Origin of the sequence: Streptomyces sp. NPDC048257 (assembly GCF_043201855.1) — a bacterium.
Lineage (GTDB): Bacteria > Actinomycetota > Actinomycetes > Streptomycetales > Streptomycetaceae > Streptomyces.
This window is the reverse complement of sequence record NZ_JBICZI010000006.1, coordinates 292284-303223: the sequence shown is the minus strand read 5'-3', so window position 1 is coordinate 303223 and position 10940 is coordinate 292284. Positions and strand designations below refer to the sequence as shown.

Here is a 10940-nt window from a genome sequence, read left to right as displayed (position 1 = left end):
ACCGGCTTCCCGCCCGGGCTGGTCCTCGGCGCCGTGCACCCCGCGGACGCTGCGGCCGCCCAGGCCAAGAGCGATCTGATCGTGGCCTACAACAATGCCGCCGGCCAGTTGACCGGCCAGGCACCGGACTTCCCGCTCGCGGCAGGAATCGGCGGCGGCCAGGAGCTGCTTCCCGGCGTCCACCGGGCCACCTCCGGTGTCGGACTCACCGGCGACCTGGTCCTGAACGCCGGAGGAAACCCCAACTCGGTCTGGGTGTTCCAGATTCCCGAAGCCCTGACCACGGCATCCAGCAGCCGGATCCTCCTCACGAACGGCGCTTCGCCGTGCAACGTGTACTGGCAGATCGGGAGTTCGGCGACCCTCGGCACCACCTCCACCTTCGTGGGCACCATCATGGCCCTGACCTCCATCTTCGTACAGCAGGGGGCGAACATCGAGGGCCGGGCGCTGGCCCGTAACGGCGCGGTGACGCTCAACAACAACAGGATCTTCCTCGGCGGGTGCGCCACCGGCGGAACGACGACCGGCGCCACGACCGGCGCGACCACCGGAGCGACCGCCGGAACGCCGACCGGCGGAACGCCGACCGCCGGATCGACGACCGGTACGACCGTGGGTCTGATCGGCGGTGGCCTCCTGGGCGGACCGATCGTCGATCTCGTATCCGGCGGCACCTCGGGGAACGTCGCCGGAAACACCGCCGGAAACACCGCGGGCAACACGGCCGGGAACACCACCGGCGGGAACGTCACCGGCGGTCAGCCCGGCGGCCCGGACCACGGCGGCCCGGAGCACGGCGGCCTGGAGCACGGCGGGCCCGAGCACGGCGGCCCGGGCCACGGGCACGACGAGGGACCCGGCAAGCCGGACCACGAGCACGAACACGGCCACGACGGCAAGCCGGGCGACCACTACGGCTACGGCAACAAGCCCGGGGGCCACGAGGGTCACGAAGGCCACCAGGGCCACGAGGGCTAGGCAGCAGGCTGCACGGAGCCCGTTGACCGGATGACGGCGCGCGGCGGAATCCTCATCGAATCCGCCGCGCGCCGCCGGTGCGAGTCGCAGAGACCTCAGGCGAACAGCAGACATGAGAAAGACCGGGTGGGCGGTGTCGAGCGGAATTGAATCTGCGGCCGTGAAGGAACTCCATCAGTCCGATTCCGGTCCGGTCCCCCAGGAGCGCCCTGACGAAGCGTCCGGTCCGGATAAGCGGCCCCTGGGCGTTCGTACGCTGAAAGCAGCGCTGCACACCGCCGTGGCCATCTGCCTGGTGACGGCTCTGGTCCATGTCGTCCTGGTGTTCCTTCATGTGGCCCCTTCCAACCCTGTATCGAAGCGGTACAGCCCACAGGTCAACGGATGGGTGTACCCGCTCTTCGAACAGAATTGGCGACTCTTCGCCCCGGACCCCGATTCCTTCAACCGGAAAATCCTGGTGAGAACCGCACACACCGACTCCAGCGGATCGGTGCGGGTGACCCCCTGGTTCGACCTGGCCGCCGTGGACCATTCCGCAGTCGACCACAACGTATTTCCGAGCCATACGTCTCAGAACCTTCTGCGCCGCGCCTGGACGTCCTACGTCGAGACACACGGCGGAAGCGACACGGCACGCTCGGAGCGGGCCGTCATGTTGCAGAAGTACCTGCGCAACATCGCCGCGGACCGCGTCGCCGCCCACAACGGCGACGCCTTCGAGTTCATTCAGCTTCGGGTCGTCACACTGCCCGTCGCCGCGCCCGGCGCACCGGCCGCAAACCGCCCGCCGGCACCCACCGAGGACCGGCTCCTGCCCTGGTGGAAGGTGACCTCCCATGGGAAATGAGCAGATCCCCCAGCTCCCCTCCACGGCAGCCGCGCCGCACCGACCCGCGGCCCGGGAGACTTCGATCGCCGGCACGGCCCACCGGTGGCTCCTCGACCGGATCGGCGCTCTGTGGGCGCTTCTCACCGACCGGCCGATCTCCCTGTACGCCGCGTCGGTCCTGCGGATCGGCTACGGGCTGCTCTACCTGGTCTTCCTGCTGCGGGAGTTCCCGCACCGTGACGAGATCTGGGGCCCCGGCTCCCCCTGGACACCGGCGCTTGCACAACAGCTCTTCGATCAGACGGGCTGGAACAGCATCCTGGTCCTGTCGGACAGCCGCGCCTACTTCGAACTCTGCTACGCGACGGCCCTCATCACGTCCGCGCTGTTCATGCTGGGCTGGCGGACCCGCGCCATGTCCATCCTCTTCGCCGTCGTGGTGGCCTCGTTCCATGCCAGGTCGATCTTCATGACGGACGGGGGCGACAACCTGATCCTGCTGATGGCCCTCTACCTCGTCCTCACCGCGTGCGGTCGGCGCTGGTCCCTGGACGCACGCCGGGAGCGGCTCAGGACGGCTCGTGCGGGCAACGCCCCGGAGCCGGTGAGGAGCTTCTCCGCACAGCAGCTCCGGGACGCTCGCACCACCTTGACCACGGTGGTGCACAACTGCGGCATCCTCGTCATCGCGGCACAGGTCTGCTTCCTCTACGGATCGGCCGGCCTGTACAAGATCCAGGGCGCTACCTGGGGCGGCGGCACCGCTCTCCACTACGCGTTGAACCTCGAACTCTTCCAGCCCTGGCCCGCGGTCTCCCACCTCGTGGACGCATACCCGATGGTGATCGCGATCGCCAGCTACCTGACGGTGCTCTTGCAGGTCGCCTTCCCGTTCGTGCTCTTCGGCAGGCTCAAGTACCCCGTGCTGGCCGTGCTGCTGGGCATGCACATCGGTATCGCAGTGCTCTTGGGGCTGCCCCTCTTCTCCGGCGCGATGATCATTGCGGACGCCGTGTTCCTTCCCGACCGCTTCTACGCCTTCCTGCCCCACCTGTACCGACGCGCAGCGCACCGCACGGGGACGCGGCGACCTGCACCCGGCCGAGCGGCGGAATTCGGATCCGTACCTTCGCAGGGCAGGCCCGGCGTACCCGGCTCCAAGCAGCAGGCCGCTCCTGCCCAGAAGGAAACCCCGCCTTCCGGCGCCGCCACACCGGGGACGGGCGTCACCCGCGTGCCTCGCCACACAGCCGAAATGATGCAGACCGCAACGGTGCATGCCAGCGTCATCCGAGAGGAATCCGTACCCCACCCATCAAGAGGAGTCGCCGTCATGGACGGTACGCAGGACAAGCCCAAGGAGCCGGGCAAAGGCAGCGAGGCGCAGGAGCACCATCGTTCCGGAGACCCCGCTCACCCCCGGCCGGGCAAGTCGTCCCGCGAGCAGGGACAGAAGCAGGGACAGAAGCAGGACCAGAAGGAGCCCTCGCGCCGCCGCGAGGACGACCTGCTGCGCGAAGAGGACCTGCACGACGAGAACCTGTGACGAGAACACCACTCGCGCACTCCCAGGGCCCGGCCGCCGGTCCGCAGTCACCCCGGGCCGGGCCCTGTCACAGCGCGCGGGCAGCCGGCCACGCTTCCGGGCCGGCGTACGCCTTGATGGCATCCTCGATGAAACTCCGGGTACGGTCCGGGCTCAGCGCCTGGGCCTGCAAGTGCGCGTACATGTCGCTGTAGCGCCGCACGTCGGATCGTTTCTCCAGATAGAGGTCGCTGGTGAACCTCTCCAGATACACCACGCTCCCATCGGTGGCCTCGGCGAACTCGAGCAGCGTGAACTGCCCCGAGACCCCCGGGTGCGCACCCACCTCGTGCGGGAGGACCTGCACGGTGATGTGGGGCCGGGCGCTGACGTGGGTCAGATGTTCCAGTTGTTCGCGCATGACCTCGCGGCTGCCCACGACGCGGCACAGCGCCGATGCGTCCAGCACGACCCATAAGCGCAGCGGGTTGCCCGGGGCGCGCAGCCGGTCCTGGCGGCGCGTCCGCACCTCGAGGCGTGTGGAGGCCTGTTCGGCGGTGGCGTGAGGGATCGTTCCTGCGATGACCGCCCGCGCATAGGCGGGGGTCTGCAGCAGGCCGGGGATCACCTGGGACTCGTAGCACCGGATCGCGGCCGCCTCGGTCTCCAGGCCGATGTAGGGGCCGTACGGGATGTCGTCGTAGGCGTTCCACCAGCCCTGCCGGTCCGATTCCCCGGCCATCTGCATCAGCCGGCCGACACGCAGCTGATCCCGGACTCCGTACAGCTCGCAGAGATCTCGCACATCGCGCGGCTTGATGAGGCGGCGGCCGTTCTCCAGCAGACTGATCTTGGGCTGGGAGATCAGCAGGCGCGTCGCCACCTGCTGCGTCGTCATACCGCTGATCTCGCGGAGCCGGCGTAGCTCCGCCCCCAGCCGGCGCCTGCTGACGGTGGGATTGACTGTGACACCCACGGGGCGCGTACCTCCGCTCCAAGAACCTTGCGCTGGCGAGAAGATTGCCACGGCCAGGGCAGCCGGACGCGCCTTGACCGCGCGTCATGCACGGTGATTCGCGCCGGCGCACATCGACCCGGAACTACATGACGCGGGACGCTACGCGCCGGAGGAGTTCCCGAGCCCCTCGCTCCGGCTGTCGACCGGTTTCCCGGGCCGCTGAAGCTGCCGCCGGGGTCAGCTCGCGTCGGCCGGGTCGGGCGTGGTGGCGACGAGGAGCTGAGCGGCCTCGGTGGTGTTGTCGGCGCGGACGGCGCGGGCCATCGCTTCGCGTGCGGCGTCGGCCGTGGTGTCCGGGGGAACCACCAGCAGGGCGAAGAGGTCGTTGTGGCCACGGGTGATGAGGACGGTGTCGTCGCCGACCGGGTCGGAGTCCAGGTGCACGACCTGGCCGTCGATCACCAGGCGGGGCGGGAGCCCGTTCCAGGCGGACGCGTCCACGCCCACCCGCGTGATCGCCCCGAGGTGCCCGGTCAGCACGCTGATCAGCGCAGGCAGCTCGGTCTCGATGTCGCGCGTACGCGGCCACCAGGCGCCGTCCAGGAGGCCCTCCCGGGAGCTCGTGGTCTCCAGCCGCAGCAGGGCCGTACCCGGTTTGATCGCGTGGTGGATCGCATCCGGCAGGAGCGGGGGCGTGCGGGGGGTGTCGGAGTCAGCCATGGGGGTCCGCCCGTCTACGGGGTGCGGCCGTCGCCGCAGATCGGCACCGGTGCGGACGCCCGTGCCCGGTCGGCGACGTGCGCGAGCCCGCCGTCGTTTCACGATACTCCCGCCGCCCGCTCCGCCGCGCGCCGGAAAATACCTGGTCACGCCGGTCAGAGTCGCCCGAACAGGCGTACAGTCAAAGCACCGGGAGTATTTCGCACACCGGCTTTCACGCGGGTGTCATTTCCGGCGATCGCCTAAAAACCGGACTGCCCACGGGCAGCCCGGGGGCAGGTCCGCACCATGACCACCACCCTCGACCGGACCGCGCCCCGCGACCGCACCGCAGCGCTCTCGGCACGCCTGTCCCTCACCCCGAAGACCACGCTCGCCGGTCGGCTGGACGGGGCCTGGTGGCCCTATTCGCGCGACCTCGAAACCGAGCTCCCACCGCTCGCCGCCGCCCTCGAGGAATCCTGGGGCCGCGTCACCCGCGTCACCGTGAACCCCACCCGCTGGCCCGTCGTACCGCACACGGTTGCCGTGGACGGGCGCACGCTGCACGTGGGCTGGTTCACCGAACAGGACCCCGACAAACTGATCCTGCTCTCCTACACCGTGGGGCGCTGGGACCTGCTCGTCATCCCGCCCGAGACCGAGCCCGCCGCCGCGGCCCGCCTGATGGCCGCCGCAGCGATCCCGGGGAGCGTCCTCACCGCCGGAGTCCTGATGGCCAACGAAGCCGCCGTCGGGCGCGGCATCCGCGAAGCCGTGCGCCCCGAAGCCGCCTGGGAGAGCGAGGGCGGGGCCTGCATGTCCCCCTTCGGGAACCCGATGGGACGAAGCGCCCTCCCGATGCCTGCGAACGGCTGGAGGTGAGCTCGGTGGAGACCCTCGTCCTCATCGCGGTGATCACCCTCATGATCGGCATCGGAATGCGCTGGATCCACCTGCTGAACGCCCAGCACGACGCGCGGATCGAGGCCTACCGGTTCAGTGACCCCCTGCCGAGGCCTCCCGGCCTGCCGGACGACACCGGTCGTCGAGCCCACCACACGGGTGCCGACCGGTGAGGAACAGACCTTCCTCCGACCGGGGGCAGCGGGCGGGGCGCCACAACGCCCCGGCCCGCCGGCCTCTCGCCCGCCCCTGAAGGGACACCACGCCCACGTGAAGTACATCGAGACCCAGACACTGCCCTCGCTCGGGCACGCCGAGGTACGGATCATCGCGCACACGCCCGAAGCCGCCCGCGCGGTCGCGGAAGCCCTCCGCGGCTGCTTCGCAGGAGCGGAACAACGCAGCTACCCCGGCCTCGAAGGCGACACCCGCCTCCACCTCACCGTGGACACGGCAACACCCGCCGGCCCCGCCCGCCCCTGGCCGGCCGCCATCCTGGCCCCCGTCGGCGCCGGCGCCCACTCCGACGAGACCTGAGAAGCCCCGCCCGGCTCCCCGGAGCCCACCCCGCACACGAAAGGACGCGGTCATGGCCACACTGCGCGAACGCAAGACCTACCGCGACCAGGTGCTCCGGGTCCTGTACGAAGCGGTCGAAGGCAACCGGCTCCTCGGCCTCACGGGAGCACAGCTGCGGCGCGACCTCCACGTACCGGAACAGGACCTCGCCGCCGCCTGCACCTACCTGGCGGGCGAAGGCCTGATCACCGTCGACTGGGAACCGGGCAACACTCCGGCGATGGTCACCCTCACCCACGAGGGAATCCGGCGCATGGAATCCGAGGAGGAAGAGCGCGGCTGATCCGGGAGCCGCACACCGGCACCGCCCGTCCACCACCTGTGCACCACCTCCCCTGCCCGGTCGGCCAGGGGAGGCAGGCCCATGGCTCTCAGTCTCCCGGCACCACGAGTCCTGACTCGTACGCCACGATCACGAGCTGCGCCCGGTCGCGCACCCCCAACTTCCCCATGATCCGGCTCACATGGGTCTTCGCGGTGAGGGGACTCAGGGCCAGCGCATCGGCGATCTCCGTGTTGTTGAGGCCCCGGGCCACGAGGGTGAGTACTTCCCGCTCCCGGGCGGAGAGCGGGTCGAGGGCGGCGGGGGCCGGGGCGGAGCGCGGGGTGCGCAGGACCCGGGCGATCAGCCGGGCCGTCGGGCCCGGCGACAGGAGCGACTCACCACCGGCCACCGTGCGGATGGCGGCCAGGAGTTCGGCCGGCCGGGTGTCCTTCACGAGGAAGCCGGAGGCCCCGGACCGCAGCGCTTCGACGACGTTCTCGTCGGTGTCGTACGTCGTGAGGACCAGGACCTTCACCCCGGCCAGGTCCTCGGTGGAGGCGATCAGCCGGGTCGCCTCGATGCCGTCGGTGCCCGGCATCCTGATGTCCATGACGACCACGTCAGCCCGCTCGGCGTGCGCCAGTTCCACGGCTTCCCGCCCGTTGCCGGCCTGTCCGACGACCGCCATGTCGGGAGCCGATTCGATGAGCATCGCGAAGGCCGCCCGTACGAGCGTCTGATCGTCGGCGAGCAGCACCCGGATGACGCGGTCCTGACCGTCCGGTGGCGTGGTCACGCGGATGCCTCCAGGGGACGGGGTGGGAGCGGCAGGGTCGCCGCGACTTCGAAGCCGCCGCCGGGGCGGGGGCCCGTCCGCACCGTGCCGCCGACGCTGCGGGCCCGCTCGCCCATGCCCACGATCCCGAAACCCGGGGCGGTGGAACCCGCTCCCGGGCCCCGGCCGTCGTCGCTGACGGTGAGCCGCAGAGCCCCGTCCGCCGCCGCCACCCGGACCCGGACGGTGGCGCCGGGACCCGCGTGGCGGACCGCGTTGGTGAGCGACTCCTGGACGATGCGGTAGGCGGCGGCTCCCACGGCCGGCGGGACACGGACTCCGCCGGTGTCCATGGTCAGTGCCGCCTCGGCCGTACGGACCAGATCGGGCAGCCCCGCGAGGTCCGGCAGCGGCCCGTGCTCGTCGGCGCGGAGCACGGTCAGGGTGGTACGGAGCTCCGCGCGGGCCTCGCGGCAGGTGTCGGCGATGGATTCCAGCGCCTCGGCGACCGCCGCCCGGTCGAGCCGGTCCGGGTCCACGGCGAGGACATGGGCGGCGACCGACGTACGGACACCGATCAGCGTGATGCTGTGGGCCAGCAGGTCGTGCAGGTCGCGGGCGATGCGCAGACGCTCCTCCGCGATCTTGCGGTCGGTGGCCTGTCCCACCCGGGCGCTCTCCTCGGCGAGGTACTTGCGGTAGTTGCGGACGGCGATGCCGAGCACGAGGGCCGCCACCAGCCAGCCGGAGGTGCGCAGTACGTCCAGGGCGCGGTGGGCACCGTTGGACGACATGGCGCTCACCGCGAAGCCCACGACGCACACGCCGACCGCCACCGTCCGGCGGACGGTGCCGGTGGCGGCCACGGTGTACAGGGCGAGTACTGCGGCCGGCACCGGGGCGGCGTGGGCGTTGTCGAGCAGTTGGTACGCGGCGATGCAGACGACGGCCGCGATCATCACCCCGAGCGGGTGGCGCCGCCGCCACACCAGGAGCAGGGCCGAGCAGGCGAGCAGGGCCCACCCGAGGGCGTCCGGTCGCAGCGCGGTGTCCGCGTACGCCACCGCCCCGCAGAGCAGGGCGACACCGGCCGCGATCACCGCGTCGTTCCGCGTCGGGTGCGCGGCCGCCAGGGGGTCCTGGTGCAGTACGCGCAGGACGCGCTCGGCCGCGCTCGGGGGGTCGGTCACTTCTGCCACCCGGACATCGTCGCTCTCATCGCCGGTCGCCGACCAGTTCCAGTGCGCGCCCGGAACCGGGGACCGGGGTACCGGAGGGCCGGCCCGGCCACCACACCCTGCGGCCGAGCAGCACACTGGCGCTGGTCACCAAGTACGTGCGGACGAGGAAAGTGTCCAGGACCACCCCGACCGCGACGACCGTGCCCATCTCCACGAACATCACCAACGGCAGCGAGGCGAGCACCGCGAAGGTCGCCGCCAGGACGATCCCGGCCGAGGCGATCACTGCGCCGGTGGTGCGGAGCGCGGTCAGCGCGGCTTGCCTCGGCTCGGCGCCGCCCCGGGTCTCCTCGCGGGTGCGGTGCATCAGGAAGATCCCGTAGTCGACGCCGAGGGCGACCAGGAAGACGAAGGTCAGCAGGGGCAGCCCCGGGTCGACGCCGGTGAAGCCGAACACCGGGCCGAAGACCAGTCCGCCGACGCCCAGCGCCGCGCCCCACACCAGCACGACGGCGGCCACCAGGAGCAGCGGGGCGACCAGGCTGCGCAGCAACAGGATGAGGACGAGCAGCACCGAGGCGAGGACGAGGGGGATGACGATCAGGCGGTCGTCGGCGTTGGCGGTGGCCAGGTCGAGTTGCTGTGCGCTCGCACCGCCCACGTGCGCGCCGTCGAGTCCGGCCCGCAACCGTTCGATGGCGGCGCTCTCCCCGGCCGACTCCGGCGCGGCCTCGGCGGTGACGGCGATTTCGGTCCAGCCGCCGCCGCTGCGGCCCCTCTCGGCGCTCGCGACGCCTTCGACGGACCGGGCTTCCGCAAGCATCCGGTCGGCGGCTCCGGTGGGCGCCATGACCTCGATGGGCCGGCTGCTGCGATCCGGGAAGGCCTGGGCCAGCATCCCCATGGCGGCGACCGACTCGGGCTTGCTGGTGAAGCTGTCCTCCCTCTTGAGCGCCCCGGGCAGGCTGAACACACCGAGCGCCAGCGCGCCGAGCAGCACGACTCCCGTCACGAGCACGGCGACCGGCCGCCTGCCGGCCGAACTCCCCATCGCGGCGAAGACGTTGACCTTGCGCTGCTTGGGTTCGCTGCCGTACGCGGGGATCAGTGGCCAGAACACCCGCCGTCCGAGCAGCACCAGGATCGCCGGCAACAGCGTCGTCATCGCGACGAGCGCGCACAGTACGCCCACGGCGCCGACCGGTCCCAGGCCGCGGATGTTGTTGAGATCGGCGGCGAGCAGACAGGCCAGCCCCGCCACGACCGTCCCGCAGGAGGCCAGCAGCGCCGGCCCGCAACCGCGCAGCGCGGTGCGCATCGCATCGTACGGAAGGGGAGTACGGCGCAGTTCGTCGCGGTAGCGGGCGACGAGCAGCAGTGCGTAGTCGGTGCCGGCACCGAAGACCAGGGCCGTCATGATCCCGGCGCTCTGGCTGGTCACGGTGAGCCCGAAGCCCGAGGCGAGCCCGTACACGGCGGCCCGCGCGCAGACCGCGCCCGCCCCGACCACCACCAGCGGTACCAGCCAGAGCACCGGGCTCCGGTAGGTGAGGATCAGGAGCAGGGCCACCACCAGGCCGGTTGCCAGCATCAGCGTCCCGTCGATGGAGCCGAACACCTCCTTGGCGTCGACTTCGACGGCGCCGTCGCCGCCGACCCACACGGTCAGCCCGTCGGTACCGCGCGCCTGGGCCCGTACGGCCTCGACGAAGGCCTTCTTCGCGGCGTCGTCCGTGCCGGGCGCGGCCGTGGACACCGCGTACAGGAGCGTGGTGCCGTCCCCGGAGGGAACACCGGGTCCGTGGAGGATCGCGCCGAAGTCCCGGGGATCCTTCGACCCGGCGAGCGACGCGGGGGACTCGGCGGACCCTGTACCCGCCGCGCCCGCCGCACCCGCCGGGACGGTGACCGCCGCGACCTGCCGTTCGGCGGTGCCCCGGTCGGCGGCGGTCAGCCCGCCGTCGCGGTGGTAGACGAGCAGCACGCCGGTCACCTCTCCGCCGGGCAGCGTCTCCTGGAGCCTGGCCACCTGCGTCGAGTCGGCTCCCGACGGCAGGTAGTCCGCTGTCCGGTCACGCTGTACGTCCGCGAGCCTGCCCGCGAACGACCCGGCGACGGCGATCGCGATCACCCACAGCGCCAGCACCCCCCACGGAATCACCCTGCGGTGTCTACCCGTTCGCGCCGTCTGCCCCATCTCGGGCCCCTCCGCATGGACTCAGCCGGTGGCCCCGATGGC

General features: G+C 71.4%; 11 protein-coding genes and 1 pseudogene. 7 read left to right on the top strand and 5 right to left on the bottom strand.

Features of this window, described 5'->3' with window-relative positions:
• The 3 genes and pseudogenes from ACGFZK_RS16780 to ACGFZK_RS16770 form a co-directional block, all read left to right on the top strand.
• Positions 1-981, top strand: a 981-nt coding sequence (locus ACGFZK_RS16780) for an ice-binding family protein (protein WP_393849606.1), incomplete at its 5' end; no start/stop codon positions are given.
• A gap of 112 nt (positions 982-1093) precedes the next feature.
• Complete coding sequence (locus ACGFZK_RS16775) at positions 1094-1831, top strand: DUF5819 family protein (RefSeq protein ID WP_393849605.1); 738 nt, start codon at positions 1094-1096, stop codon at positions 1829-1831.
• A pseudogene (locus ACGFZK_RS16770) lies at positions 1821-2996 on the top strand (HTTM domain-containing protein); the annotation flags it as partial. The gene ACGFZK_RS16775 and the pseudogene ACGFZK_RS16770, both read left to right, overlap by 11 nt.
• Positions 2997-3426: 430 nt before the next feature.
• Here ACGFZK_RS16770 and ACGFZK_RS16765 read toward each other — a convergent pair.
• Both ACGFZK_RS16765 and ACGFZK_RS16760 read right to left on the bottom strand, forming a co-directional pair.
• The gene (locus ACGFZK_RS16765) at positions 3427-4314 is read right to left on the bottom strand and encodes a helix-turn-helix domain-containing protein (RefSeq protein ID WP_393849604.1); all 888 of its coding nucleotides are present in this window, start codon (positions 4312-4314) and stop codon (positions 3427-3429) included.
• A gap of 219 nt (positions 4315-4533) precedes the next feature.
• On the bottom strand, positions 4534-5016 hold the full coding sequence (locus ACGFZK_RS16760) for a DUF5994 family protein (protein ID WP_393849603.1): 483 nt from the start codon (positions 5014-5016) through the stop codon (positions 4534-4536).
• 288 nt (positions 5017-5304) lie between these two features.
• Here ACGFZK_RS16760 and ACGFZK_RS16755 point away from each other — a divergent pair, with 288 nt between their 5' ends.
• The 4 genes from ACGFZK_RS16755 to ACGFZK_RS16740 all read left to right on the top strand — a co-directional run bounded on the left by ACGFZK_RS16755 (position 5305) and on the right by ACGFZK_RS16740 (position 6763).
• Complete coding sequence (locus ACGFZK_RS16755) at positions 5305-5880, top strand: DUF5994 family protein (RefSeq protein ID WP_393849602.1); 576 nt, start codon at positions 5305-5307, stop codon at positions 5878-5880.
• 5 nt (positions 5881-5885) lie between these two features.
• Positions 5886-6074, top strand: coding sequence for a hypothetical protein (locus ACGFZK_RS16750; protein ID WP_393849601.1), 189 nt, complete (start codon positions 5886-5888; stop codon positions 6072-6074).
• 97 nt (positions 6075-6171) lie between these two features.
• Complete coding sequence (locus tag ACGFZK_RS16745; protein WP_393849600.1) at positions 6172-6438, top strand: hypothetical protein; 267 nt, start codon at positions 6172-6174, stop codon at positions 6436-6438.
• A gap of 52 nt (positions 6439-6490) precedes the next feature.
• Positions 6491-6763, top strand: coding sequence for a hypothetical protein (locus ACGFZK_RS16740; RefSeq protein WP_393849599.1), 273 nt, complete (start codon positions 6491-6493; stop codon positions 6761-6763).
• Between the two features lie 88 nt (positions 6764-6851).
• Here the strand turns inward: ACGFZK_RS16740 and ACGFZK_RS16735 are convergent, their stop codons facing one another.
• The 3 genes from ACGFZK_RS16735 to ACGFZK_RS16725 form a co-directional block, all read right to left on the bottom strand.
• Positions 6852-7457 carry a response regulator gene (locus tag ACGFZK_RS16735; protein ID WP_393849619.1) on the bottom strand — a complete coding sequence of 202 codons (606 nt, stop codon included), beginning with the start codon at positions 7455-7457 and terminating at the stop codon, positions 6852-6854.
• Between the two features lie 80 nt (positions 7458-7537).
• Complete coding sequence (locus tag ACGFZK_RS16730) at positions 7538-8719, bottom strand: sensor histidine kinase (protein ID WP_393849598.1); 1182 nt, start codon at positions 8717-8719, stop codon at positions 7538-7540.
• Positions 8720-8735: 16 nt separating this feature from the next.
• Positions 8736-10898, bottom strand: a complete 2163-nt coding sequence (locus ACGFZK_RS16725) for an MMPL family transporter (RefSeq protein ID WP_393849597.1) — start codon at positions 10896-10898, stop codon at positions 8736-8738.
• Between the last annotated feature and the right edge of the window lie 42 nt (positions 10899-10940).

Bases quoted from the DNA above. Each gene is read 5' to 3' on its own strand.
- ACGFZK_RS16775 (WP_393849605.1), top strand. From the start codon at position 1,094: ATGAGAAAGACCGGGTGGGCGGTGTCGAGCGGAATTGAATCTGCGGCC.
- ACGFZK_RS16760 (WP_393849603.1), bottom strand. From the start codon at position 5,016: ATGGCTGACTCCGACACCCCCCGCACGCCCCCGCTCCTGCCGGATGCG.
- ACGFZK_RS16755 (WP_393849602.1), top strand. From the start codon at position 5,305: ATGACCACCACCCTCGACCGGACCGCGCCCCGCGACCGCACCGCAGCG.
- ACGFZK_RS16740 (WP_393849599.1), top strand. From the start codon at position 6,491: ATGGCCACACTGCGCGAACGCAAGACCTACCGCGACCAGGTGCTCCGG.
- ACGFZK_RS16735 (WP_393849619.1), bottom strand. From the start codon at position 7,457: ATGCTCATCGAATCGGCTCCCGACATGGCGGTCGTCGGACAGGCCGGC.
- ACGFZK_RS16725 (WP_393849597.1), bottom strand. From the start codon at position 10,898: ATGGGGCAGACGGCGCGAACGGGTAGACACCGCAGGGTGATTCCGTGG.